We start from the raw sequence: 25,636 nt of genomic DNA, 5'->3' as shown, positions 1-25,636 counted from the left end.
CTGCTCGAGCGCCGCGCCGACTTCGCCGAAGGCCGGGCCGACGCGCTCGGCATGACCGGCCCCAAAAGCCTTGAGGAAGAGATTGCAGAGTTGAAAGCCGGCAAAAAGGTCGACGCCGAATTGGAAGCTATGAAAGCCGCGATCGCGGCAAAGGGGAAATAAGCCGTTATGGAAGATGTCTTGATTCCGCTGATCGTTGTCCCGGTCCTGTTCATCGCCTTCCCGTGGATCATCTTCCATTATATGACCAAGTGGAAGCAGGCCAAAACCTTGACCGGGTCCGATGAGAAACTGCTGGACGAGCTCCACGACGCCGCTCGCCGTCTGGATGATCGGCTGTGCTCGATCGAACGGATCATGACCGCCGAAAACCCGAATTGGCGCCAACAATGCCTGCCAGGGCGCACGGAATCCCCGCGGCTGCTGGCAGATGGAGAGTAAGATGAGCGACGACCGCGACTATTCCCGACGCGTGACCGAACAACCACCGAGCCGCACGCGCTTCTATCGCGACAAACGCAACGGCAAGCTCTTCGGGGTATGCGCCGGAATCGCCGATTACACCGGCTTCGACATCAATCTGGTGCGGGTGTGCATGGTTGCGTCGATTTTCCTGAGCAGCGGCTCCATCATCCCCTTCTATTTCATTGCCGCCTTTATTACCCCCGATAAGCCTCAGGCATTGGCCACCGCCGACCGTGAAGAACAAAAATTTTGGCAAGGCGTGCGCGCCTCGCCCACCCGAACGGCACGTGACATCCGCGGTCGGTTCAAGGACATCGACCGCCGGCTCGCCGACATCGAAAGCTATGTCACCACCGAGAACCGCTCGCTGGCCCGCGAAATCGACCAGCTTCGCTAACTGCCTAAGCAAGGAAATTCACGGCATGGATCCGGATATGATCGAGAGTTTCAAATTCGTCGGGACAATTCTTCCCTACGTAGCGATGATCGTCGCGGTGAGCGTCGCGGGCTGGGCTTTTAACACCTGGCTGCGGATCAAGAATGGCTATCCACTCGACGGCAAGTGGGGCCAAGCGCTGCATCCCAGCACAGACAAGGACGCGATGGAGCGGATCAAGCTCCTGAGCTCCGAGAATGCCCAGCTGCGCGCCGAGCTGGGATCGATCAAGGACCGGCTGGAAACCGTTGAGCGGGTCATCACCGACCAGCCGTCGCGACTGGCAAGGGAAATCGACCTGCTTGGTCATGGCAACGAAGGGCGTGCATAATGGGGTCTGGTGAAGTCTTCGGACTGCTGATTGTCGTCGCAATTCCATCGATATTGCTGATCTACATGGCCCGCAGGTTTTTCTCTTTCAGGGAAAGGCAGCTCGACGCCGAAACGTCGCTAGCCGCGGAAAAGGCGGCGCAATATGCGGCCAGCAACGCTCAGCTCGAAGCGCGAGTACGAGTGCTCGAGCAGATCGTCACCGATGGCGGGGCGCAAACCGCCTCGCAAATCGAAGCATTGCGCGATACTCCACGGATCGCCAGTGGGGACCTAGTCAAATGAACCAGTATGAATTCGTTCTTGGCATCATCTTGATCGTGATGGTCACCGGCATCTTCAAGGCGCGGTATCGCTATCGCAATCGCCACGACGAGCTGCCCTCGGGCGATACGCAAAGCGCGGTCGATAATGCGCGGCTGCGCGATGAAGTGAAGCAATTGACGGAGCGTCTCCACGTGCTCGAGCGGATCGCCACCGACAAGGAGAACAGCCTGTCGCGCCAGATCGAGGAACTCCGCGACCGCTAGCAAGATGACGCGAAGCCGTGGCGCTGCTAACCATCCGCCATGGCCGCCCTGCCCGCCCTTGATGACGTCCTCGACGAATATGAGCTGCTCGACAGCGAAGACCGTTATCGACTGCTGATCGATCTGGGTCGCAAGCTTGAGCCAATGCCTGATGCCTTGAAAACCGACGCGACTAAGGTGCGTGGGTGCGCTGCGTCGGTCTGGGTCTATCCGCAGCGGACCGCCGACGGTCGCCTGCATTTCCTCGCCGACAGCAACGCCGCGATTACCAAGGGGATTGTCGCGCTGGTACTGACCGCGGTCCAGGATAGACCGGCGAACGTGGTCGCAGGCATGGACATCGCCGCGGCGCTCGCCCCGTTCGATCTGTCGCGCCAGCTGAGCGCCAACCGTACCCAAGGCATTCCAAGCATGATTGCGCTGGTCCGGGAGACCGCCCATCGGCTGGCCGCATGAGCGACACTCCGGCGCCAATTGCCGAAGGCGAGCGCTTTGATCCAGCGCGGTTCTTCGAACTCGCCCGCAAAATTGGTCACGGGCGTGCGCTGGGTATGGAATTTAAGGATTCCGGAGACAATTGGACCGAACTCTGCCTGCCTTGGCGCGAGGAACTGGTGGGCGTACCCGACAGCGGCCTCCTCGCTTCCGGCGCGATCGTCAGCCTGATCGACACCGCCAGCGGGACGGCGATCTGGGCCGCGCTTGGAAAATTCATTCCGCTGGCTACGATCGACATGCGGATCGATTATCTGCGGCCCGCCTTCAAAGGCGAAAGCGTGTTCGCGCGCTGCGAATGCACCAAGTTGACCAGCCGGATCGCCTTCACCCGCGGCACCGCGCATGTCGGCGATCCCGCCAAACCCATCGCGTATAGCGCCAGCACCTTCATGATCGGCCCTTAGCGGGCTGGCTTGGCTTCGCGCCGCTCCTCGACCCGGCGCAGCACGTCGAATGCGGCCTTGACCTGCTGGAAACGCTTGGCCGCGTCGGCGTCGCCCGGCCTCAAATCGGGATGGTTTTCCTTGGCCAACCGGCGGTAGGCCGCCTTGACCTTGTCGAAGTCGGCGTCGCTATCGAGTTCGAGCGCCTCCAAAGCCCGCATTTCGTCCCGGCTACGGCTGCCGTCGCCGGGGCCGCCCCATTGCCAATGCTGGGCCTGGCGGAATGCCGAGGCCTCGGCGCTTTCGTCGGCCTCGCGAGCGGCGGCCTGGTCGGCATCGAGTCCGGTAAAATAGTCCCAATTGCGATTATATTCGCCGGCGTGGGTTTCGCAGAAATACCAGCGCTCCTTGCTGTTCGGCGCCTTCGGCGCGGGCCGGTCGCCGGGCGCCTGACAGCCATCGCGGTCGCAGATGCGGACCTTGGTCGCCTCCCGCGATTTGCTGCCATACGGCCGCCAGCGCGGAAAGCCCCAGTCATCGGATCTCCTATACCCTGCCATGCAGCCTCAACTAGAGATGTGGGCGATGCTCGACCAGAGCGCCCGAAAAAGAAGTGCCAGAGGGCCTGTAAGCCGGGTTCTGTCCACCCTCCTGGGCCCAAGGGCTTTGGCGGGATGGGCGACCATTCCTCTAGGGGACGAGTTACCCCGCCCCTCCAGCGACCAACCCGGGCGACGAGCCGGAACCAGCTCATATGCCGCCCCTATTCGGTCTTGCTCCCGGTGGGGTTTACCGTGCCGCGGCCGTTGCCGGCGCGCGCGGTGCGCTCTTACCGCACCCTTTCGCCTTTACCCACCCGAAGACGGGCAGCCTGCTTTCTGTGGCACTATCCCTAACTCCCTTGCGGGAGCCGCCGGGCGTTACCCGGCACCGTTGTTCCGTGGAGCCCGGACTTTCCTCGCCGAAAGCAAGCTTCCGCCGCGGCCGCCCGGCCCTCTGGCCCAGCGGGATATGGGTTATTGTGGACGCGGAAGCAACAATGCCAGCAGCTTGGCCCGACACTCGCCGTCGACAATGCCGTCAATGAGGTCGGGGCGGAAGCGGCGCTGGAAGGCGGTCACCGCCTTTTGCGCGTCGGTCACGTCATAGCCGAACCGCTCGAGCGCCAGCAGGAAACCGGCGTCGGTCCAGAACGGGTCGATGAGATCGCGCCTCGGGCTGGGCAGCGCCAGTCGCCGTCGGGCCAACGCTTCCCACGGGAACAGCTCGCCCGGATCCTCCTTGCGCGCCGGGGCAACATCCGAATGGCCGACGATATTGCCGCGGCCGATGGCGTGGCGCTCCTTGATCGAGGAGACCAGCGGGATCAGCGCCGCAATCTGTTCGTCAGGAAACGGCCGATAACCGAATTCATGGCCGGGATTGACGATCTCGATGCCGACACTAGCGGAATTGACGTCGGCGACGCCGCGCCAGCGTGATTTACCCGCGTGCCAGGCGCGTTTCGACTCGTCGACTAGCTGAAATACGGTGCCATCTTCGTCGACCAGATAATGCGCCGAAACCTTGGATTCGGGCGAGGTCAGGCGGTCGATCGCGCCGGCGGCGTCGGGCATGCCGGTGTAGTGGAGCACGATCATCGATACGGGCGACGCCCGATCGTCGAAGTTCGGTGATGGCCGGTCGATCATCTCCATGCGCGCTATGGCGCACGAGCCGGCGCCGTCGGTCAAGCCCCCCGGGCGGCCCGCTTGGCGGTATTTTGGACGCCCGCGACGGGCGCGTCGACCAGGCGATAGAGGCCGCGCGCCTTGGGGTCGGCGGCAAGCTTGCGGGTCTGCCCGATCACGGTTTCGCCAGCGCCGAGCATCAGCCAGCCATTTGGGGCCATTGCCGACGACAATCGCTCGAACGCCAGCGTGCGCTTTTCCGCGCTCAAGTAGAGCAAGACATTGCGGCACAACACGATGTCGAAATCGCCCGGCTGGGGTGGTTTCTCGAGCAGATTGTGGACCTGGAATCGGACCGGCTTGCGCAGCGCTTCAACCGCGCGCCAGCCGTCCTCGCATTCCTCGAACCAGCGGATCATCTGCTTGATGCCAAGGCCGCGCTGGACCTCAAACTGCGTGTAGGCTCCGCTGCGGGCGCGGTCGATCGCCGACGTCGAAACATCGGTGGCGAGAATGTCGATGGTCCAGCCATGCCAGGCCAGCGCGTTTTCGGCGAACAGCATCGCCAGGCTGTAGGCTTCCTGGCCGGTCGAGCAGCCGGCCGACCAGATGCGGATCCGGCGACTCGCCGCGTGGCGCTTGGCGAGCGTTGGCAAGGCGTGCGCCGCCAGCAAGTCAAACGGAGTTCGGTCGCGGAAGAAATAGGTTTCGTTGTTGAGCAGCGCCTCGATCACCTGATTAGTCAGGCTCGGCTCGCGACCCATGACCAGAATCGTAATCAACTCGTCTAGAGTGGCGATGCCGCGTTCGCGTAGGAGAGCGGCCAGCGCCGTCTCAATCCGCCACCGCCGGCTCATCGTCAGCTGCTGGCCGGTCCGCGCTTCCAACAGGCTGCCGAGAATACGGCTGGAGGCGTCGCTTACTTGCACGGCATTTCCCGGGTCAGCGAGGCAATCCGGCGGGCGATCTTGTCCGGCGGCATCACCGCACAGGCAAGCCCAGCTTCGAGCACCGCCCGCGGCATACCCCAGACGGCGCAGCTCGCCGCGTCCTGCGCAAGGACAGAGCCGCCGCAGGCGACCAGACGACCAGCACCTTCGACACCGTCGCGGCCCATGCCGGTCAAAACAACGCCCAGCCCGGCCGCGCCGTAGAGCGCGCCAACCGAGGCCAGCATCGGATCGAGGGAAGGCAGGCAACCGCTCGCGCAAGGTCCGTGGGTCAACCGCGCGACGCGCAATCCGCACAAGGTGTCGACGGTCAGATGGGCATCGCCCGGAGCAACGATGATCCGGTCGGGCAACAATTCCATGCCGTTTTCCGCAACCAGCGTCTCGCGCTGCGCGACGGTGCCCAATTGGCGCGCAAACACGGCCATGAACGGCGCCGGAAGGTGCTGCGTGATGAGAATCGGAACGCCGATCTGCTTCGGCAAATTCTGGAACAGGGTGCCGAGCGCGTGGATGCCACCAGTTGAAGCTCCGATCGCGAGAATGCCGATCGGATCAGCCGGCATCGCGCGCAAGGCGCCCGTGGGCTCGACCTTGCGCGGTGAAATCGCCGCCGCCGGCAAGCCAGCATAGCCCAGGGCCTTAAGCTTGCGCAGCAGAATCTCGGAAAAGCGGCCGTTGAAACGGCCAGTCCCAGGCTTGGGGAGCGTGTCCGTCGCCCCCAGAGCAAGCGCGGCCACGGTTTGCTCGGCGCCTTCGTCGGCTAATGACGAAACAATCATGATCCGCGCGCCGCCCGCGGCAGCGATGATCCGCGGAATCGATTTGAGGCCGCCGGCGCCGGGCATTTCCAGGTCGAGCAGGATGACGTCGACGTTGACCGCGTGCAGCGCTTCGATGGCGTCTTCGGCGGTTCCGGCCACGGCGACGATCTCGAAATCATCGTCGCTTTCGATCATGCGCGACAAAACGGCCCGAGCGATCATCGAATCATCGACGATCATCATCCGGATCCGGCGATGCGGGGTTCGCGGCGCTGCCTGGCGGTCCCGCGATCTGGCGAGCGCCCGCTCCACGTCGACTAGCTCAGGCGACGCCGACGAGCTGAAGCTTGATGTGGAGCGTCTCCCGGTCGAACGGCTTCATGACATATTCGTCCGCACCGGCTTCCAGTGCCGCGCGGATGTGCGCCATGTCGTTCTCGGTGGTGCAAAAGACGACTTTGGGTTGGTCGCTATGGCCGCGCTGGCGCAGCAGCTTGAGGAACTCCATGCCGCTCATCACCGGCATGTTCCAGTCGAGCAGGACCACGTCGGGCATCTTGGCTTCGCAGCGAGACAACGCCTCGCGTCCGTCGCCGGCTTCCTCAACTTCGAAATCCAAAGTTTCGAGGATGTGACGGGCGACCTTGCGGATCACCTTGGAGTCATCGACGATCAGACAGCTCTTCATATTTTCCGCTTTCCCGCATTGTTGGCTGCACGTTTAATGGCGAAGGGTAACGAAGAGCTTAAGCTCGTCCACTCAAGCGGCCTTGGCTTCAACGCCAGCGATCAGTCCGGCGACATCGACCACCAGCAGCGGCCCAGCTTCGGTTTCGACCATGCCGGTCGAAACCCGTTCCCAGCCCGCGCCCATTGCGGCGCGCACCGGCGACAGGTCGGACAGCGCCTCAACGACATCTTCGACGGCGTCGACGATCAGCGCATAATGATGCCCGTCGAGCTCGACCACCGCCGCTTCACGAATACCATCCGAGCAATCGGTCGCGCCCAGTTCCAGCGAACGCATGCAGTCGATCACCGTCAGCACGCGGCTGCGCAACGCGGACAGCCCGGCGACATGCGGGGCCGCGCGCGGCACCGGGATCAGCGTGTCGAGCTCGACCACCGATTCCACGGCATCGGCGAACAGCGCGACGCGCTCTCCGGCGATGGTTACGACGAGGAGGAGTTCGTTCATCGACCGCGCCCCCCACCGGCGGATTTCAGGGCGATCAGCAAGGCCGCCCGATCGTAGCGATAAATGCTCTCATCCTTGGTGCCGGCAGGGTCGGGCTCGGCGCGCAGCCGGATGGTCCGTCCGGCGCCGCTTTTGGCGACTTTGGCGCCCGCCGACACGATCACCAGATCAGCCTTGGCCTCGTCGAGGTCCCCGACCACGCGATAGCCGGCCGCCTCGACGATCGGGCGGAGCATGTTTTGCATCCAAGGGTCGCCATCGGGTAGTCGACATACCGGCTGCTCGCCGGTTGGGGGCGAGACCGCGCCGGCATGATTGGCGAACAGCCAGTGCGGGTCGACCAGTTCGGCGGGCTCGTTGTCGATCAGGGTGACACCACTGATTTCGCCGGGCCAGTCGGCTTCGATGAGGTCATGATCGAGGATCGACAGGTCGATCACTTCCTGGAAGCAGTAAGCCACCTCTTGGTTGCCGTCGTTGAGGCGGAACAGGCGCACCTTGTCGGTCGGCAGCTCGGAATCGCCAACCCCGGCCAGCGGCAGAATCGATTCGCCAAGCTGGACCCGAAGCTGACCAGCGCCCGGCTTGATCGCCCCGGCTTGTACTTCCTCGATACGGTCGACAACCGATAGGCGCAGTGCCCGGCGCCCACCGTCGAGTCCGCGAAACAGGATGACCTGGGTGGCTTGCGGAACGGCGGCGAGGATTGGACCCTCGGCAATGCGGGCGGTCCGTTCCTGGGCCTCCAGTTTGATGCCCCCCACCTGGGCCAGGCCAGCGGGGTCGAACAGCAAGATCGGGCTGCCATCGTCAGCTAGCGTCGTTCCCGCATAAAGCCCGGTCGCCATGACCGCGGGGGCGGCCGGTTTCACCACCAGTTCTTCGTGATCGTGGATCCGGTCAACCGCGAGTGCGTAGACGTCGCCGCCGGCCGGACGGAGCAAAATCAACGTGCGCTCGTCATCCTTCATCGCGCTGTCGAGGCCGAGGATGTCGGCGAGCGCGACTTCTGGCACGCGCCGGCCGCGAATGGTCGCCACCCCTGCCCCGCCAATGCTTTCGAGCTTCACTGAAGCGCCATTGGCCCGGACGATTTCTTCGATCGCTGACCGGGGAATGGCGAAATGCTGGCTGCCAATCGACACCGTCAACGCCGGAATGATGGTCAAGGTTAGCGGGACTCGCAACGTCATGCGCGTGCCGGCGCCTGGCTTGCTGTCGACTTCAACGATGCCGCCGATGCGCTCGACGTTTGAGCGCACGACGTCCATACCGACACCGCGACCAGAGATGGCCGTGACTTCGGATGCGGTCGACAGCCCGGCCTCGAAAATCAGGGCCAGTTGATCGCGGGGAAGCAGGTCCGCGGCGGCGGTCTTGTCGAGCGTTCCCGCCGCAATGGCTTTCTCAACCAGCTTCTTGCCGTCGATGCCGCGCCCGTCGTCCTGAATGTCGATCAGGATCTGGTTGCCAGACTGGCGCGCGGACACGCACAGGATGCCGATCTCGCGCTTGCCAGCCTGCAATCGCTCGGCCGGGGTCTCGATGCCGTGATCGACGGCGTTGCGGATGATGTGGGTCAAGGGGTCGCGGATCATTTCGATCATCTCGCGATCGAGTTCGACGTCGCCGCCCTCAATATCGACCAGCACCTGCTTGCCAAGCTCGGCCGACAGATCGCGGACCAGCCGTGGCAGCGCGGCAAACAGATTTTCGATCCGCTGCATGCGGGTGCGGGTGATCGCATCGCGCATTTCGGCGATAATCCCGGAGAGGCGCTCAAACGCCCCGTCGATCGGGACATCAGTTGGGGATTCGCGCAGCCGGCGGGCGAGCTCGTTGCGCGCCAGCACCATGTCGGACACACCACTCATCACCCGGTCGAGCAGCTCGACCGACAGGCGGATGGTGCGCGGTGCGGCAATCTTGCCCTGGGCTTCGGCGATCGTCGTGGCGACCGGGGCTGCCGGTCCCTCGGCGCCCTCGGCCAGCGCCTCGATCAACGCTTCGTCGCTGCCACCAGGCATGTCCTCGCCCGCATCGATCGCGGCGACCATCTCGCCGATCCGGTCGATGATCGCAAGCACCGCGCTGACCAGCGGCACATCGGCCTGGCGGCGCCCGGCCCGAACGTCCGCCAGCGCATCTTCGGCGGCATGGCTCAACGCCTCGAGCCGCGGAAATTCAAAGAAGCCGCAATTGCCTTTGACGGTGTGGACGAAGCGGAAAATGGAATCGAGGCGCGCGCGGTCGTCGGGCTCGGCTTCCCAGGCGACGATTTCGCCGCCCAAAGCCTCGAGCATCTCCCGGCATTCCGCCACGAAATCGGCAATCAGATCGTCCATCGCCGCTTGAGGCTCCCAGCTGCAGTTCAGCGACGCTTATGGCGGGCAGGAGTTAATGCCGCGTTAGCCCTGACTGCGGGTCGCCTCGAACTTTTAGTCCTGAAGGGGGAGCGCGGCGCCGATCAAGAGCGTTTCGGCGCTCGGGTCAGACAATTGGATCGACCCACCGGCCTCGGCGGCCAGACTGTGCGCCAACCAAGCACCCGCCGCGCGCGGTTCGACCGCTCCATTGGCCTGGCCATTGAGCAAGGTCTCGCGAAGAGTTGGATCGAGCAGAATGCGCGGGCCTTCGGCGCGGATCACGAGTTCGAGCATGTCGTCCGACGATTCGGCGCCAACGTCGAGCCGCCCGCCGCGGACCAGGGCATCGCCGGCGAGCAACGCCAAGTTGAGCAGCAACTTGATCGCACCTTTGGGCAATTTGTCGCCCGCGACGATCCATCCCAGCTCGATCCGCCGTTCCCGCCCGAACACACCCTCAAGCGCCGCTTGTGCCTCGCGGGTGTCGATGCTGTCGCCAAACCCGCCCGCCGCGCCGAACGCGAGACGAAAGAACTTGAGCTTGTTGGCCGAGGCACGGGCGCTTTCCCCGAGCAATTCGAGGCACTTCTCGCGCATTTCCGGGTCTTGCTCGTCGGCCATCAGCTCGATGCCATTGTTGAGCGCCCCGACCGGCGACATCAGGTCGTGGCACAGGCGCGAGCAAAGCAGGCTGGCAAGGTCGGCGGCATTCATGTCGGCGTTTTGTGCGGCATCGGCTTGGCGGGTGCAAGGTAAACTCGGGCCAGCCCCAGTCGCCTATCAGGCTTGAACCGCCTCACATTGAACCCATATTCATTCCAGATGGCCGGGGGGCAGCACATTATTCACATCACTCTCGAGCCGGACCAGGCAGGCTGGCGCCTCGATCGCGCGCTGGCGGTGGCGGTGCCGACGCTATCGCGCGAGCGGTTAAAGGCGTTGATCCGTAGCGGCGCCCTGACACCTTTGATTCGCGACCCCGCGACCAAGGTCAAAGGCGGTGAGACATTCGATCTGGCGGTGCCAGATCCAGTGCCCGCGCATAACGAAGCGCAGGACATCCCGCTGACGATCGTGTTCGAGGATGAGCATTTGCTGGTCATCGACAAGGCCGCCGGGCTGGTCGTCCATCCCGCGGCCGGCAATCGCGACCGGACGCTGGTCAATGCCTTGCTCCACCATTGCGGCGCGAGCCTGTCGGGGATCGGCGGTGTCGCTCGGCCGGGCATCGTCCACCGGATCGACAAGGACACATCCGGGCTGCTGGTGGTCGCCAAGACCGACGTCGCCCACGAAGGCCTGGCCCGGCAGTTCGCCGCGCACAGCATTGAGCGGCGCTATCTGGCGATGGTGTCGGGTGTTCCAAGGACAAGCGGCGGGACGGTGGACGCCGCCCTCGCCCGCTCGTCCGCCAATCGCAAGAAAATGGCCGTGATCGCCGAAGGGCGCGGCAAACGCGCGGTGACGCACTGGAAAAGGCTGGATTTGCTGCGCGATGCCGCGTTGGTCGAATGCCGGCTCGAAACCGGCCGGACCCACCAGGTTCGGGTCCATATGGCGTCAATCGGTCACCCATTGATCGGCGACCCATCTTATGGCGGGTCGGGCAAGGCGCACCGTAAATTATTGAACGAGCTAGGTTTTTATCGACAAGCGCTGCACGCGGCGACGCTCGGGTTCATTCACCCCGTCACCAAGCGGCACTTGTCGTTCGAAAGCAGCATGCCGGCGGACATGCAGCAACTGTTCAGCGCGCTTGGTGTATAGGAATTGAAACGCTAGGGGCTTTTCCGAAAGCGCCCGGCCCAGGGAGAAAGCGACTATATGGCACAGCAGAAGAGCATCGTCTCGATCCCGTCGTCAGGCGGAGAGGCCGGGCTCAATCGTTATCTTAGTGAAATCAAGAAGTTCCCGATCCTCGCGCCCGAGGAAGAGTATATGCTCGCCAAACGCTGGCGCGAGCATGGCGATACCGACGCGGCGGCGAAGCTGGTCAATTCGCACCTGCGGCTCGTGGCCAAAATCGCCATGGGCTACCGCGGCTACGGCCTCCCGGTCAGCGAGCTGATTTCCGAAGGCAACATCGGCCTGATGCAGGGCGTCAAGAAATTCGAGCCCGACCGCGGTTTCCGCGTCGCGACCTACGCCATGTGGTGGATCCGCGCCTCGATCCAGGAATTCATCCTGCGGTCGTGGAGCCTGGTCAAGATGGGCACCACGGCGGCGCAGAAGAAGCTGTTCTTCAACCTTCGCCGGATGAAGAACCAGATCGACGCGTTCGAGGAAGGCGACCTCAAGCCCGCCGACGTGACCAAGATCGCGACCGACCTCGGCGTCACCGAGGAAGAGGTCATCTCGATGAATCGGCGCATGGGCCACGGTGGTGACACCTCGCTCAACGCGCCGCTCAAGGACAGCGAAGGCGAGAGCCAGTGGCAGGATTTCCTGGTCGACAATGGGCCGTTGCAAGATGAGCTCCTCGCCGAGGATGAGGAAAACCGCGTGCGCCACGATTTGCTGATCGATGCGCTCGAATCCTTGAACGAACGCGAAAAGCATATCCTGATGGAACGCCGCCTGACCGACGAGCCAAAGACTTTGGAAGAATTGAGCCAGGTCTACGACGTCAGCCGCGAGCGAATTCGCCAGATCGAGGTCCGCGCGTTCGAGAAGCTGCAATCAGCACTGCTGCGGCTGGCAGGAGAGAAAAGGCTGCTCCCCGCGGCCTAGCCCGCGGCGACGTCCTCGCATCGACGACCCCCTTGCCTTCCGCCGCGAAGAGTCGGACGGTGGTGGTTTGGAAGAGCGCGCCAAGTGCGCCTTCAGGCGACTCGCGCGCCCGGCATCGGGACGAGAGGAGAGTCACATGGGCGCTGTAACCAAAAGCGGAGAATCAAAAGGCACTCGAGTTATCGCGCTGGTCGGACCGGCTGGCGCGGGAAAGACCAGCCTGGCCGAAGCGATGCTGTTCGCGGCCGGCGCAACCGACCGGTTGGGCGCGACCGCCAATGGCTCCAGTACCGGCGACAGCAGCCCCGAAGCCCGCCAGCGCGGCGGCTCGACCGAACTTAACCTCTACCATTTCGACTATCTCGGCGACCAATTCGCGATCATCGACAACCCTGGCTCGGTCGGTTTCGCCGCTGACGGCGCGCGCGCTTTGGCACTTGCCGACATGGCGATCCTGGTCGTCGATCCCGATCCGGCGCGCGCGCCGCTCGCCGCCCCTGCCCTGCGTACGCTTGACGAGCTCGGCATCCCGCATCTCATTTTCGTCAACCGCATCGACCAGGCCCACGGCCGCATCCGCGATCTCCTGTCGGCACTGCAGCCGATGAGCGTGTCGCCATTGATCGCGCGCCAGATCCCGATCCGCGAAGGCGACAAGGTGACCGGCTTCGTCGATCTCGCGCTAGAACGCGCTTTCCACTACCGGCCCGGCAAGAATAGCGAGCTAATCGAGATCCCGGCCGACCTCCAGCAACGCGAGGCCGAAGCCCGCACCCACATGTTGGAGCAGCTCGCCGACCACGACGATGAACTGCTCGAGCAGTTGCTGATGGACGAAGCCCCGAGCCAGGATCGCATTCTCCAGGATCTCGCGCGCGAGACCGGCGAAAGCCTCGGCGTGCCGGTATTATTCGGTTCTGCCAGCAGCGCGTGGGGCGTCCGGCGGTTGTTGAAGGCGCTGCGCCACGAAGCGCCGGCCCCGGCAGCGGCCGCACGGCGGCTGTCGGTGACCGATCCATCGCTGCATGTGTTCAAGATCCACCACGGCGGGTCGGTGGGGCGGCTGGCGCTGGCGCGAGCGCTCGGCGGCCGCCTCGGTGAGGGCTCCGACGTCAAGAGCAGTAACGGCGAACCAGCCCGGCTCGGCGCGTTGTTCCGGATGCAGGGCGACAAGTCACAGAAGGTCGCCGAAGCCCGCGATGGCGACATCGTCGCGGTCGCCAAGATTGACAGCGTCAAGGCCGGCGAATGGCTTGGCATGGGCAAGCTGCCGCCACCAATCGACAGCGAATTCCCGTCGCGCAATTTCGCGCTGGCGATCGAGCCAGCCGACCGCAAAGACGACGTCCGCCTGGCCGGCGCCCTGCAGCGCCTGATCGAAGAGGATAGTGCGTTGATCCTCGAGCATGACGAGGCCAGCCACGAACTGCGCCTAAAAGGCGTCAACGACGAACATTTGAACACTGTGCTGGCGCGATTGAAGCGGCGCTATGGCGTCGAAGTAAAATCGCATCCGCCGACCATCGGCTATCGCGAATCCATTCGTCGCTCGGTCACCCAGAAGGGCCGCCACAAGAAGCAATCGGGTGGCCATGGCCAGTTTGGTGACGTCATCATCGAGATCAAGCCGCTGCCGCGCGGCGGCGGATTCGAGTTCCACGACAAGATCACCGGCGGCGCCGTGCCGCGGCAATGGATCCCGGCCGTCGAACACGGCGTCAAGGAAGCGATGCACAAGGGACCCCTGGGCTTTCCCGTGGTCGATGTCGCCGTGACCTTGATCGACGGCAGCTATCATAGCGTCGACAGCTCCGAACTGGCGTTCCGCATGGCCGGTAGGATCGCCATGAGCGAAGCCTTGGCCGCCGCCAGCCCGCACCTCCTCGAACCCGTGCAACGGCTGACCGTCGTCTGTCCAACCAGCGCCACCAGCCGCATCACGTCGGCGGTCGCCAGCCGCCGCGGTCAAATGCTCGGCATGGTGCCGCGGGAGGGCTGGACCGGCTGGGACCGGGTCGATGCACTGATCCCCGAGTTCGAACTCGATGGGCTAGAAGCCGAATTGCGGTCGCAGAGCCACGGCCTTGCTACCTATGAAGCGGACTTCGACCATCTCGCCGAACTGAACGGAACGCTGGCCGACAAGATCGTCCAGCAGCGGATCCCCGAACCGGCCTGAGAATATTTTCGAGCCGCGGCAAGGCACGAAACACGGTCGGCGAGCGCCCCAAGCGCCCGGGCCAGGCGCGCGGGTTTGCTATGCCTGAACGACTGCGGCGGCCAGAGACCGTCCCCTTTGCAGCGTTGGCGCAACGCACTGGCTTGACGGGCGCCGGCCCAGCGGCTTGGTTCGGAATAACATCTCGAAAAGGGGAACGCGCGTGAACAAGCGACTGACCTGGTACATTCTGTTCGCGCTCGCCCTTGGCGTCATCGCTGGCTGGGCGATCAACGCCGCCATCGATGATAGCACGCCCGAAAGCGCTGCCCGCCTGACCGAGATCGCCGGCTATATGGGCATCGTCACCACCCTGTTCCTGCGCCTCATCAAGATGATCATTGCGCCGCTGGTGTTTTCGACCTTGGTCGCCGGCATCGCCCACATGGGCGACATCGCCGCATTAGGCCGCGTCGGCTTGCGCTCGCTTGGCTGGTTCATCCTCGCCACGTTCGTCTCGCTCACTCTCGGGCTGGTTCTCGTCAACCTTCTCCAGCCCGGCGTCGGGCTCAACCTGCCATTGCCGCCGGTAACCGCCACCAGCGGGGTCGAGACCGCCGCCTTCAACCTCAAGGATTTCGTCAGCCATTTGGTGCCCGCCTCAATCTTCGACGCGATGAGCACCAACGAGATCCTGCCGATCGTCATTTTCTCGATCTTTTTCGGAGTCGCGCTGACCGCCATCGGCGAGAAGGGAAAACCGATCGTCCGCGGCGTCGAATCGCTGGTCAGCGTGATGCTCCAGCTGACCAATTATGTGATGCGGTTCGCGCCGTTCGCGGTGTTCACGGCGGTGGCCGGAGCGATTGCCGAACGCGGCCCACAAATCATCGCCACCTTCGGCAAATTCGTCGGCAGTTTCTATCTCGGCCTGGCGCTCCTGTGGGCAATCCTGATCGGCGCGGCATTCGTCATTGTCGGCCCCCGGACCCGCCATTTGGTGCGCTATATCCGCGATCCCGTGGTGCTCGCTTTCTCGACCGCGTCGAGCGAAGCCGCTTACCCGCGTACCCTGGAAGCGCTCGACCGCTTCGGGGTGCCGCCGCGCATTGCCAGCTTCGTCCTGCCCTTGGGCTATTCGTTCAATCTCGACGGGTCGATGATGTACATGACGTTCGCGTCGATCTTCATCGCCCAGGCCTATGGTATCGACCTTAGCCTCGGCCAGGAAATCACCATGTTGCTGGTGTTGATGATCACGTCGAAGGGCATGGCCGGGGTGCCGCGCGCCAGCCTGGTGGTAATCGCCGCCACTCTGTCGATGTTCAAGATTCCCGAGGCGGGACTGCTGCTGATCCTCGCCGTCGACCATTTCCTCGACATGGGCCGATCGGCGACCAACGTCGTCGGCAATGCGGTCGCGGCCAGCGTCGTCGCGCGCTGGGAAGGCAATCTGGATGCCGAGGAGCCGGTCGATATCGAACCACCGCACGCGCCATCGCACGTCAAGCGCAAGGGCAAGATCCACGACCATTTCTAACCGAACGGGCGGTCGATGCTCGGCGGCGGCTGAGTGAAGAATTTGGGGCCGCTGGCGGTCATGTGCCAGCAATCCTCAAGGCGGATGCCAAATTTCCCCGGAATATAGAGTCCCGGCTCGTCGGAGAAGCACATGCCCGGTGCCAGCGGGGTCATCTCGCCATGCACGAGATAAACTGGCTCGTGCACTTCCATGCCGATCCCGTGACCGGTGCGGTGTGACAGACCTGGTAACCGATAACCCGGCCCATAGCCCCAGCTTTCATAGGCTTTGCGGACCGCGTCATCGACCTTGCCCGCCGGCACGCCGACCTTGGCCGCCGCGATCGCGATCTGCTGACCACGATGGACCTGGTCCCACAATTTACGCTGTTCGGCGGTCGGGTCGGCGCCGAACACAAAGGTCCGCGTGATATCAGCCTGATAGCCGTGGACCGACGACGTGCAATCCATCAAAATAACGTCGCCGCGTTTGACCAACTGCGGCTTATGGGATCCGTGCGGATAGGCCGAAGATTCACCGATCAGCACCAGCCCGCCAGCGTAATCCGATCCCATGGTTTTGTGGACCGACGCAATCATCGCGTCGATGTCGGCCGGGGTCATGCCCTCGCGCGTGCGCTCGCCGGCAAAACGAAGCGACGCCAGCATGATGTCGTTGGCCGCCTGCATCAACCCGAGCTCGGCGGGCGATTTGAACATCCGGCAGCCGCGGACGACCCGGTTGGCGTTGACCGCGTTGACGGCTTTCAATTGCTGCAGCAAGCGATCGAGAATGAAGAAGCGGTTGGTCTCCTCGAAGCCGACCGGCCGCTTGGCAATACCGCGTTCGCGCAGGAAATCGGCGACCAGCTTCAACGGCTCCTCGTCCTCGTTCCAGGTCCGAATCTCTGCCGGGATACCAAGGCTTTCAGCGACCGACGGCCGCTCGAAAAATGGCGTAACGATGATCGGCTCGCCTTCGGCCGGAATGACCGCTGCGGTCAGCCGCTCCGAACGCCACCATTGCACGCCAGTGAAATAATCAAGACTGGGCCCGGATTCGACGAGGATCGAGCCGATCCCGTTTTGCTTCATCAGGCTGCGAGCCTTGGCGAGGCGCCGCAAGCGTTCGGCGCGGTCGATCGGCGGCGGCAGTGGGATCAGCGTCAAGTCTGCGACCGCCGCCGTCGCCGCGCGGATACCGGCGCCGCTCAACAGGGCCGCACCGGCGAGCGCGCCCGTCCCTTGCAGCAGGTGTCGTCGCGAAACCATGGACTTCATCAATCCCCCTTTGCCGCGAGCGCGGCCAGCTCCTTGACCAGTTTGGCGGCAACCACCGCGGTCATTCCATTGATGTCACGCGATGGATTATATTCGACGATGTCGGCGCCGACGAGCGGTCCTGGCACGCGGTCCAGCACCGACAATATGTCACGGACGCTCAACCCGCCGGGTTCGTGGTGCGACACGCCCGGCGCGAACGCGGGATCGAGCGCGTCGAGGTCGATGCTGATGTAGAGCGGGGCCGGCGGAATCGGCACGCGGTCGGGGGCAAAGTCGCGCATTTCGACCATCTCGACGGCGAAGCGTTCGGCCTGCGCGCGGCAGTGTTGGTTGAGCGTCCGGATCCCGACCTGGACCAGCCTGATGGCCAGGCCGCGTTCCATGATCCGGGCAAAGGGCGACGCATGACTCAGCGGGTCACCGCCAAAGTCGTCGTAAAGATCGGGGTGCGCGTCGAAATGCAGGATGCCGAGCGGGCCGTGCACTGCCGCGAGACCGGCGACGATCGGGAAGGTGACCATATGATCGCCGCCAAGGAAGATCGGCACGACGCCGTCGCGCGCGGCGGTTGTCGCGGCTTGGCTAATCAGGTCGACATCGCCCGGCTTTTCCTCGAGCGGCAGGTCGCCGGCATCGTCGAGATGAATGTCGGCGCCCAATTCGAGGCCCGATTCCGAGGCCGGATTGCCGTGATCGGAGAATAATGCCGCGCGGATCGCCGCCGGCGCGCTGGCCGCGCCGCGCAGGAACGACGAATGGCTGTCGGTCGGCAGCCCGATCAATCGCACCTGTGCCGATGCCTGTGGCGTCTTCATCGGCTATCTCTTGCATGTCGTGCGGCGCTTCGCCAGCAGTCGCGCCTCCATGTTCGAATCCACTTCCCACGACGGCGTCCGGCGCCCCGGAACGCGCGAAATGACGGTCATGCTCGCCGGCTTGATGGCGTTGAACGCCTTTGCCATCGACGCGATGATCCCGGCGCTGCCGGCGATCGGCCGATCGCTCAACGTTGCTGAAGAGAACCACCGCCAGTTGGTGGTGATCGCATATTTCATCGGCTTCGCGTTGACCCAGCTTATTTGGGGGCCACTTGCCGACCGGTTCGGGCGCAAGCCGGTGTTGGCCGCGGGCATCACACTTTATGGCATGTTCGGCCTGCTGTGCGCTTTCGCCGGCAGCTTTGAGTTGCTGATCGCGGGCCGGGTGGCGATGGGCGCGTCGGCCGCGGTGACGCGCGTGCTGGTCATCGCCATGGTCCGCGACCTGTTCGAGGGCGAAGCCATGGCGCGGGTCATGAGCCTCGTTTTCATGGTCTTCATGCTGGTGCCGGTGCTCGCCCCCAACATCGGCCAAGCGATTCTGCTGGTGGCCTCGTGGCGCGCGATCTTCTTGGTGCTCGCGGTTTACGCGCTGATCATGTTGGTGTGGACGTCGTGGCGACTGCCCGAAACGCTGCACCCGGCCTATCGCCGCTCGCTCGCCTGGCGCGCCATGGCGGGCGCGATCGCCGAGACGATGCGCGAGCGGCAATCACGCGGCTACACGATTGCGCTGACCCTCACCTTTGCCGGCCTGGTGGCCTATATTTCCTCGATCCAGCAGATCATTTTCGATGCCTTTCACGAAGGAGGGTACATCGGCGTGGTCTTCGCGGCGATCGCGGCGCCGATGGCGCTCGCCTCGTGGCTCAATTCGCGCGTCGTCGGCCGCTATGGTCTCAGGCGCGTCGGCCATACCTCGGCCGCCGCGTTCACACTGGTCACTTTGGTCCACGCGGCGATTGCGCTGCTGGGTTACGAAACGCTGCTGAGCTTCGTCATCCTGCAAAGTCTCACCATGTGCTGCTTCGCCTTCACGTCGTCGAACCTTGGCACCCTGGCGATGGAGCATATGGCGCCGATCGCTGGCACCGCCGCATCGGTCCAAGGCGTCACCAGCACCTTGGGCGCCGCCATCCTCGGCTTTGGGATTGGCCAGGCGTTCGACGGTACGCCGACCCCGTTCCTGGTCGGCGTTGCCGTCTGTGCCGTGGCCGCTTTCACGATGATCGTCCTGACCGAGCCCAAGAAACTCTTTGCCCGGTTGCGGGTCGTTCCGGGCGACCCGGAAGATCCGCCGGGTATCCCCGAGGATCTCGGCTAGGCGTCGATCGGGTCGTTGCCGCCCGTTTCCTCGGGCTCGTCGGCGCCGATCATCAGCGCTTCGGCGACCTCGTCGGTGCGGCCGCGAATCGCATTCTCGATCCGCTGCGCAACGTCGGGGTTCTCTTTGAGGTAGATTTTGGCGTTCTCACGGCCCTGGCCAATGCGGATCGAATCGTAGCTGAACCAGGCGCCGGATTTCTCGACCAGCCCGGCCTTGACGCCGAGGTCGAGAATTTCGCCAACCTTGGAAATGCCTTCGCCGTACATGATATCGAATTCGACCTGCTTGAACGGCGGCGCGACCTTGTTCTTGACCACCTTCACCCGGGTGGCGTTGCCAACGATATCGTCGCGGTCCTTGATTTGGCCGATGCGGCGGATGTCGAGGCGCACGCTGGCGTAGAATTTGAGCGCGTTGCCGCCGGTGGTGGTCTCCGGATTGCCGTACATCACGCCAATCTTCATCCGCAGCTGGTTGATGAAGATCACCGTGCAGCGCGAGCGGCTGATCGACCCGGTCAGCTTGCGCAGCGACTGGCTCATCAGCCGCGCCTGCAAGCCGACATGGCTGTCGCCCATCTCGCCCTCAATCTCGGCCCGCGGTACCAGCGCCGCAACCGAGTCGATGACCAGCACGTCGATCGCGTTCGACCGCACCAATGTGTCGACAATCTCGAGCGCTTGTTCGCCGGTGTCGGGCTGCGACACGATCAGCTCATCGATGTCGACGCCCAATTTCTTGGCATAGGACGGGTCGAGCGCATGCTCGGCATCGACGAACGCGGCGCTGCCGCCCAATTTCTGGGCCTCGGCGATGGCGTGCAAAGCGAGCGTCGTCTTGCCCGAGCTTTCGGGGCCGTAGATCTCGATTACCCGGCCGCGCGGCAATCCGCCGACGCCAAGCGCGATGTCGAGCCCGAGGCTGCCGGTGGAGGTCGTTTCGATCTCCATCTTCTCGCGGCTGCCGAGCTTCATCGCCGACCCCTTGCCGAAGGCCCGGTCGATTTGCGCGAGCGCTGCTTCGAGCGCCTTCTGCCTGTCCATATTGCCCGATTCCGTTGCGACCACCTTGAGCTGCGCTGCCATGACCCTTGTCTCCCAGTCAAATAATGCGTCCATGCGGCGGCCAAGCCCCGCCTTGTGGATCGGTCATTCGTATACTCTTTGTTCCGCTAGAACAATAGGGGAACAAATGACTGTGAAAATAAACTACGCGTGCTTTAGCGGATCAGTCGGCCATCCTTGATCACGCCATCGACATGTTCGAGCACCGCAACGTCCTTGAGCGGATCGCCGCGCACCGCGACCAGGTCACCGAAGGCGCCCGGCGCGAGGCTTCCCACCTTGCCGTCCAGGCGCAGCGCCCGGGCCGCTTCGCTGGTCGCCGATTGGATCGCCTGCATCGGCGTCATCCCGTAGCGCACCATGTAGGCGAACTGCCGTGCTCCGAGGCCGTACGGATAAACTCCGGCATCGGTGCCGAACGTCAGTTTCGCGCCGGCTTTCACCGCGGCCGCAAAACCGCGCCGCTGGACGTCGGTGGTTTCGATGTTCTTACGCAGATATTCCGCTGGCCAGCCCTGCCTGGTGCCGACGTCGTTGATGTAATCGCCATTGTAGATGTCCATGTCGAGCCAAACGCCCTTGGCCTTGGCCATGGCGATCCCCTCGGCGTCGAGGTAGCTGGCATGTTCAACGGTGCGCACGCCGGCGCGGATCGCCGCCTTGATCCCTTCGATGCCGTGGGCGTGGGCAATGCAGTAACTGCCGCGCAGTTTCGCTTCGTCGCACGCCGCCTGCATTTCTTCCGGGCTGAGCTCGAGCGCGCCGGGCTCGCTGCCGAGCGCGAGCACGGCGCCGGTTGCGATGAGCTTGATGAAGTCGGCGCCATGGTCGAGCAGATAGCGCGCCCGGTCGCGCGCTTCGGACGCATTGTGGACGACGCCGATGCGAAACGTCTCGGGCAGCGGGATGTCCGGAGCGAGCGCGTCGATCTCGCCGCCGCCGCCGGGCGTGGTGATATAGCCGCCGGCGACGAACATGCGCGGTCCGTCAACCTGGCCAGCTGCGATCGCATCGCGCAATGCGACATCGGTCAGCCCGCGGTAGACGCCGACGTCGCGAACCGTGGTGAAGCCCGATCGCAGCTCGGTCCGGGCCGCCGCGGCACCCGCGAGGATGGTTGCCGCCTCGCTATGCTTCAACGGTTCGGCCGGGTCGTTGGCGTTGGCCTCAATCGCGCCGTCAGCAAGGTGGGTGTGCAGGTCGATCAGGCCCGGCAGAACGGTGAAACCGGACCAGTCGACCACAGCGCTGTCATTCGCACTTGCCCGCCACGGCGCGACCGAGACGATTCTGCCATCGACGATGCGGATGCGCTGGTCGGTAAGGACGGTCGCGGTCGCCGGGTCGATCAGCCGACCGGCGTGGACGTCGAGCGCCTGACCGAAAGCGGGAGCAGCCGCGACCATCGCCGCCGCAAAGATCAATATCCTCATACTGCCCCCAGACTGTCGCCTAAACTGGCGTAATCGTGGCCGCGCCGGTGGTGTCGCCCTCGCCGCCTTCCGGCCGCTTGTCGAACACTTCGTCGATGATGCCGAATTCCTTGGCCTCGTCGGCCTCAAGGAATTTGTCGCGGTCCATGGCTTTCTCGATGTCGCCGATCTTCTGGCCGGTATATTTGGCGTACAGCTCGTTTAGCCGCTGGCGCATGCGCAGGATTTCGCGCGCCTGGATCTCGATGTCCGCGGCCATGCCCTGGGCGCCGCCCGACGGCTGGTGAACCATGATCCGGCTGTTGGCGAGCGCGACTCGCATCCCCGGCTCACCGGCGGCGAGCAGGAAACTGCCCATCGACGCCGCCTGGCCGATGCACACCGTGCCGACTTTCGGGCGGATATATTGCATGGTGTCATGAATCGCGAGGCCGGCGGTGACCACGCCGCCTGGCGAAGTGATGTACATGAACACGTCCTTTTTCGGGTTTTCGGACTCGAGAAAGAGCAATTGGGCGGTGATCAGCGAGGCCATATGGTCCTCGACAGCGCCGGTAACGAAGATGATCCGTTCGCGCAGCAGCCGCGAATAGATGTCGAAGCTGCGTTCGCCCCGGTTGGATTGCTCGATGACGATCGGCACGAGCTGCGAAGCGATGTCTTGATGGTCCATGGTGGTGCGCGGGTCCCTTATGTTGGTCACGCCTACATCGGGGCAAAGTCGGAAAGGTTCAAGCCAACCCAAAGATAAGGGGCGGCCCGGCATCGCCGGACCGCCCCCTTGTTGAGCCGATGAGGCTTAGTATTTCACGCCAATGCGGGCGTAATAATAGCGGCCCGGCGTGTCGTATGTCGTCGGATCGATATTATTGATGTCGCAGCTGACGCAGCCCGGCGTCTTGATGTTGAACATGTTGTTGACGCCAATGGCAAAGCCGAGGTCGCCAAGCATTCTGAACGACGGCGTCCAACGCAACTGCCCGTCTGTATAGAACGTCGCTTTGAGCGGCGAGTTGCCGTTCCCCGTTTCCGTCAGGCGCGAGATATAGCGGCCAGTAAGGGTCGCGCCGAAGGCGTTGCCGTTCCAATCGATCGAGCCGATTGACTTCCACCGCGGATAACCTTGCGCCGGGCTACCCAGCTCGGTACCGGCACGATGTTCGACCGCGACCCCGGCATCGGTCGGCGTGGTGACGTCGAACTTGTTCAGGAATGTATTATTCCAGGTCAATCCGAGTTGGCCCCACGATGCCTTGGCGGTGTGATAGGCGACGTTGAGATCAATGCCGCGGGTATGGATCCCGGCAATATTCTGCAGTGTACCTTGAATAGCCGTGATGTTTCCTGTGCCCGAGCGCGTGACACTGCCGCACGCCAGCGGATCGTTCTGGTAAACGCAGCGCAGCAGCGTGGTCTGGGCACCGATTGCCTGGATCGCGCCCCTGATCTTGATGTCGTACCAATTGGCCTCGATCGAGAAGCCCGACATGAAGCCCGGGCTGTAGACTCCACCGATCACCCAGCTCTTCGATGTTTCGGGCTTCAGGTTTTGATTACCGCCGGTAATCACCGAAAGCTGGTCGGTGGGAGCGGTGTTAGAGCCCAACGGGGCGCCTTGCGCGGCGCAATTGGCGGCAACCGCGGGGTCGTTATTGAACCTGCGTGCCTGCAAGCTCTGGATTGAACAGGGATCGTCGATCGCCGAGTCGAACCGCGACAAGGACCCAAACAATTCGCCGATCGACGGTGCCCGGAATCCTTCGGCCCACGAACCGCGCAAGCGAAGATCGTGGAATGGCTTGTAGTTAACCCCAGCCTTGAACGTCGTGGTCGATCCCGAAGTTGAATAGTCGGAAAAGCGAACGGCGCCATTAAGCTCAAGCAGCTCGGCGCCAGGGAGGTCCTTGAGCAGCGGAGCATTAAGCTCGGCATAGGCCTCCTTGACATTGTATTTGCCCTTGGTCGGCTGCGAAGGAATATCGGAGCCAAATCCGGCCGCGACAATCGGATCCGGATCGAAGCGACCCGTTAGATCACGGTACTCAACGCCTGCAGCAAGCCCGAGCGGGCCACCCGGCAGGTCGATCAGATTGCCCGAAATATTGGCGGTGAAGTCCCAAGTCTTCTGGACGCTCGAATCATGTTCGGTGAAGCCGACGAAATCGAGCATCGCCTGGGTGATCGAGCCCGGCGTTCCAAAGATGTTGAACGGGACGCAGGCGCCGGTGCAACTGGCAACCGGGCCGAGCGCCTGCTGAAGTTTTTGCGCGTTAATATTGCCGAGGAAAGTCTGCTTGGCGCTGTTGCGGCCATAACTTCCGTTGATGTCCCAGAACCACTCGCCGTTGCCGATGCCAAACTTTCCGTCCAGCGTGGCCACGCCGTAAATTGTATTCACGGTCTGGTTGTACCGCCTAAGGCCGCCCTCGATGACCCGGCGCTTGATCTGGCTGTAATTCGAGCCAGCAACGAGGTCGACGCCGAATGGATTGAAAGGGTTGGTCGCCGACACAGTGATCGTGTCGAGCAGATTGCCGTTGCCGACATCGGGCCCGATCCCAAGCGGCAGAAACGCCGCCTGATTCTTCGATTCGCGTCGATTCCACAGCGCCTTGACCCGGAAATGGGTATCCGGCCCAATTTCTTGAGTCAAATTAGCAAAGATGCCGTAGCGCTTGCTCGGAGTTTCGAGGAAGTTGAACGGACCGTAGTTAAACCGATCAGCAGTCGTAAAAGGCATGAAATCAGTCGGATACACCGGCGTGCCGAGCACCGGCTTGTTTAGCGTTTGATCCCCACCGATCGTCGTGACGAACCGGCCGGTCAACGGATAGCTTGAGCAACCACCGTCGAGGCAAGTGGTCGAATATGGCTGAGGGAACGCCGACAGGGCGCGATTGCCCGCGAGCACGCCGTTGGATTTGACGAAATTGCCGCCGATAACAATCTGGGTAGGGCCGTCGCCGCCATTGCCCCAACTCAATTGGTAATTCTGGCTGAAGCCGTCACTATCGTCGAGATATTCGCCGAGCTGCGCGGATGCGTCGAAGCCCTTTTGGCGGCGCTTGGTGATGATATTGACAACACCGGCGATCGCATCCGACCCGTAAATCGCCGACGCGCCGTCCTGCAGGACTTCGACCCGTTCGATCGATGCCGCGGGGATGGCGTTCAAATCGGTTGAACCAGGAACGCCGCTGGCGGACGCGCCGTTGACGAAGCGCAGGCCGTCGACGAGGACGAGAACGCGGCGCGAGCCGAGATAGCGCAGATCAATTTCCGCCGCACCGGCGCCAACGCCGCCGCCATCCGGCGGGCTGCCGACGTTGCCCGAAGTGTTATTGCGGCCGTTAATACCACCGCCGCTGCTCGGCAGGCGCTGGAGGATGTCGTTGATCGAGTTGAGGCCGGTCTTGGCGATGTCCTTCTGGTCGATGAATACAATCGGCTGTTCCTGCGACAGCGGATCGCGGCGAATGCGCGATCCGGTGATAACGATTTCACCCTGGGAGGTCGCGTCGGTCGAGGGCGCTGCCTGGACCTGATTCACATCTGCCGGCGGCTGCGTGGTTTGCGCCTGGGCGCCGGTTGATCCGGCGACGATGGCGGCCAGCGCAGCGCTGGCACGAAGAGCGATTTCGACCCGCTTCATAGATTTTCCCCCTGTGAGCGCAGCGAACGATCGCCGCGAAGTCGGGGCAGCGTAAGGCA

The 25,636-nt window shown here is 63.5% G+C and carries 26 protein-coding genes, 1 other RNA gene and 1 pseudogene; 13 read left to right on the top strand and 15 right to left on the bottom strand.

The window, feature by feature from the left end; translation table 11 throughout:
- The 8 genes and pseudogenes from RMO25_RS04280 to RMO25_RS04245 form a co-directional block, all read left to right on the top strand.
- Positions 1–162: pseudogene (locus RMO25_RS04280) on the top strand (phage shock protein PspA); the annotation flags it as partial.
- Positions 163–168: 6 nt separating this feature from the next.
- Positions 169–441, top strand: a complete 273-nt coding sequence (gene pspB / locus RMO25_RS04275) for an envelope stress response membrane protein PspB (RefSeq protein ID WP_309661358.1) — start codon at positions 169–171, stop codon at positions 439–441.
- 1 nt (position 442) lies between these two features.
- Positions 443–862 (top strand): envelope stress response membrane protein PspC, encoded by a 420-nt coding sequence (pspC, locus tag RMO25_RS04270; RefSeq protein WP_309661357.1) that lies wholly within the window; start codon positions 443–445, stop codon positions 860–862.
- Positions 863–899: 37 nt separating this feature from the next.
- Positions 900–1,232, top strand: a complete 333-nt coding sequence (locus RMO25_RS04265) for a hypothetical protein (protein ID WP_309661356.1) — start codon at positions 900–902, stop codon at positions 1,230–1,232.
- Positions 1,232–1,516, top strand: coding sequence for a hypothetical protein (locus RMO25_RS04260; RefSeq protein ID WP_309661355.1), 285 nt, complete (start codon positions 1,232–1,234; stop codon positions 1,514–1,516). The genes RMO25_RS04265 and RMO25_RS04260 overlap by 1 nt, the downstream gene beginning before the upstream one ends.
- A complete protein-coding gene (locus RMO25_RS04255; RefSeq protein WP_309661354.1) occupies positions 1,513–1,761 on the top strand; it encodes a hypothetical protein in 249 nt (82 codons plus the stop codon). The genes RMO25_RS04260 and RMO25_RS04255 overlap by 4 nt, the downstream gene beginning before the upstream one ends.
- A 39-nt stretch (positions 1,762–1,800) precedes the next feature.
- Positions 1,801–2,217: a SufE family protein gene (locus RMO25_RS04250; protein WP_309661353.1), complete on the top strand. Its 417-nt coding sequence runs from the start codon at positions 1,801–1,803 to the stop codon at positions 2,215–2,217.
- Positions 2,214–2,663: a PaaI family thioesterase gene (locus tag RMO25_RS04245; RefSeq protein ID WP_309661352.1), complete on the top strand. Its 450-nt coding sequence runs from the start codon at positions 2,214–2,216 to the stop codon at positions 2,661–2,663. Before RMO25_RS04250 ends, RMO25_RS04245 begins: the two co-directional genes overlap by 4 nt.
- Here the strand turns inward: RMO25_RS04245 and RMO25_RS04240 are convergent.
- From RMO25_RS04240 to RMO25_RS04200, 9 genes are all read right to left on the bottom strand, one after another.
- Positions 2,660–3,202 (bottom strand): J domain-containing protein, encoded by a 543-nt coding sequence (locus tag RMO25_RS04240; RefSeq protein ID WP_309661351.1) that lies wholly within the window; start codon positions 3,200–3,202, stop codon positions 2,660–2,662. The two genes, RMO25_RS04245 and RMO25_RS04240, sit on opposite strands and share 4 nt — an antisense overlap.
- Before the next feature lie 52 nt (positions 3,203–3,254).
- Positions 3,255–3,642, bottom strand: an RNA gene (gene rnpB, locus RMO25_RS04235) — RNase P RNA component class A.
- A gap of 16 nt (positions 3,643–3,658) precedes the next feature.
- Positions 3,659–4,339, bottom strand: coding sequence for an N-acetylmuramoyl-L-alanine amidase (locus RMO25_RS04230; RefSeq protein WP_309661350.1), 681 nt, complete (start codon positions 4,337–4,339; stop codon positions 3,659–3,661).
- Between the two features lie 32 nt (positions 4,340–4,371).
- On the bottom strand, positions 4,372–5,241 hold the full coding sequence (locus RMO25_RS04225; RefSeq protein ID WP_309661349.1) for a protein-glutamate O-methyltransferase CheR: 870 nt from the start codon (positions 5,239–5,241) through the stop codon (positions 4,372–4,374).
- Entirely contained in the window at positions 5,232–6,269 is a 1,038-nt protein-coding gene (gene cheB / locus RMO25_RS04220; RefSeq protein ID WP_309661348.1) for a chemotaxis-specific protein-glutamate methyltransferase CheB, read from the bottom strand. Before cheB ends, RMO25_RS04225 begins: the two co-directional genes overlap by 10 nt.
- Before the next feature lie 79 nt (positions 6,270–6,348).
- Positions 6,349–6,714 (bottom strand): response regulator, encoded by a 366-nt coding sequence (locus RMO25_RS04215; RefSeq protein WP_309661347.1) that lies wholly within the window; start codon positions 6,712–6,714, stop codon positions 6,349–6,351.
- A 72-nt stretch (positions 6,715–6,786) separates the two neighbouring features.
- Complete coding sequence (locus RMO25_RS04210) at positions 6,787–7,224, bottom strand: chemotaxis protein CheW (protein WP_309661346.1); 438 nt, start codon at positions 7,222–7,224, stop codon at positions 6,787–6,789.
- Positions 7,221–9,569, bottom strand: coding sequence for a chemotaxis protein CheA (locus RMO25_RS04205; RefSeq protein ID WP_309661345.1), 2,349 nt, complete (start codon positions 9,567–9,569; stop codon positions 7,221–7,223). Before RMO25_RS04205 ends, RMO25_RS04210 begins: the two co-directional genes overlap by 4 nt.
- 93 nt (positions 9,570–9,662) lie before the next feature.
- Positions 9,663–10,304, bottom strand: coding sequence for a histidine phosphotransferase family protein (locus RMO25_RS04200; protein WP_309661344.1), 642 nt, complete (start codon positions 10,302–10,304; stop codon positions 9,663–9,665).
- Positions 10,305–10,412: 108 nt separating this feature from the next.
- Between RMO25_RS04200 and RMO25_RS04195 the strand changes: the two genes are divergently transcribed.
- From RMO25_RS04195 to RMO25_RS04180, 4 genes are all read left to right on the top strand, one after another.
- Entirely contained in the window at positions 10,413–11,357 is a 945-nt protein-coding gene (locus RMO25_RS04195) for an RluA family pseudouridine synthase (protein WP_309661343.1), read from the top strand.
- 57 nt (positions 11,358–11,414) lie between these two features.
- A complete protein-coding gene (rpoH, locus tag RMO25_RS04190; RefSeq protein WP_309661342.1) occupies positions 11,415–12,320 on the top strand; it encodes an RNA polymerase sigma factor RpoH in 906 nt (301 codons plus the stop codon).
- A gap of 136 nt (positions 12,321–12,456) precedes the next feature.
- A complete protein-coding gene (locus RMO25_RS04185; protein ID WP_309661341.1) occupies positions 12,457–14,499 on the top strand; it encodes an elongation factor G in 2,043 nt (680 codons plus the stop codon).
- Positions 14,500–14,701: 202 nt separating this feature from the next.
- A complete protein-coding gene (locus tag RMO25_RS04180) occupies positions 14,702–16,018 on the top strand; it encodes a dicarboxylate/amino acid:cation symporter (protein ID WP_309661340.1) in 1,317 nt (438 codons plus the stop codon).
- Here the strand turns inward: RMO25_RS04180 and RMO25_RS04175 are convergent.
- Both RMO25_RS04175 and RMO25_RS04170 read right to left on the bottom strand, forming a co-directional pair.
- Positions 16,015–17,280 carry a Xaa-Pro peptidase family protein gene (locus RMO25_RS04175; protein WP_309661339.1) on the bottom strand — a complete coding sequence of 422 codons (1,266 nt, stop codon included), beginning with the start codon at positions 17,278–17,280 and terminating at the stop codon, positions 16,015–16,017. The two genes, RMO25_RS04180 and RMO25_RS04175, sit on opposite strands and share 4 nt — an antisense overlap.
- Positions 17,280–18,098 carry an arginase family protein gene (locus RMO25_RS04170; RefSeq protein WP_309661338.1) on the bottom strand — a complete coding sequence of 273 codons (819 nt, stop codon included), beginning with the start codon at positions 18,096–18,098 and terminating at the stop codon, positions 17,280–17,282. The genes RMO25_RS04175 and RMO25_RS04170 overlap by 1 nt, the downstream gene beginning before the upstream one ends.
- Positions 18,099–18,147: 49 nt before the next feature.
- On the opposite strand from RMO25_RS04170, the gene RMO25_RS04165 reads away from it, so the two are divergent.
- A complete protein-coding gene (locus RMO25_RS04165; protein WP_309661337.1) occupies positions 18,148–19,425 on the top strand; it encodes a multidrug effflux MFS transporter in 1,278 nt (425 codons plus the stop codon).
- On the opposite strand, the gene recA is transcribed toward RMO25_RS04165, so the two are convergent.
- The 4 genes from recA to RMO25_RS04145 form a co-directional block, all read right to left on the bottom strand.
- Positions 19,422–20,513, bottom strand: a complete 1,092-nt coding sequence (gene recA / locus RMO25_RS04160) for a recombinase RecA (RefSeq protein ID WP_309661336.1) — start codon at positions 20,511–20,513, stop codon at positions 19,422–19,424. The genes RMO25_RS04165 and recA overlap by 4 nt on opposite strands.
- A gap of 134 nt (positions 20,514–20,647) precedes the next feature.
- Positions 20,648–21,925: an amidohydrolase family protein gene (locus tag RMO25_RS04155; RefSeq protein ID WP_309661335.1), complete on the bottom strand. Its 1,278-nt coding sequence runs from the start codon at positions 21,923–21,925 to the stop codon at positions 20,648–20,650.
- Positions 21,926–21,944: 19 nt separating this feature from the next.
- On the bottom strand, positions 21,945–22,598 hold the full coding sequence (locus tag RMO25_RS04150) for an ATP-dependent Clp protease proteolytic subunit (protein WP_309661370.1): 654 nt from the start codon (positions 22,596–22,598) through the stop codon (positions 21,945–21,947).
- A 126-nt stretch (positions 22,599–22,724) separates the two neighbouring features.
- On the bottom strand, positions 22,725–25,577 hold the full coding sequence (locus tag RMO25_RS04145; protein WP_309661334.1) for a TonB-dependent receptor: 2,853 nt from the start codon (positions 25,575–25,577) through the stop codon (positions 22,725–22,727).
- Positions 25,578–25,636: the final 59 nt, after the last annotated feature.

Origin of the sequence: Sphingomonas sp. (assembly GCF_031361285.1) — a bacterium.
In the GTDB taxonomy this organism is placed as follows: Bacteria; Pseudomonadota; Alphaproteobacteria; order Sphingomonadales; family Sphingomonadaceae; genus Sphingomicrobium.
This window is presented reverse-complemented; position numbering and strand designations above follow the sequence as displayed.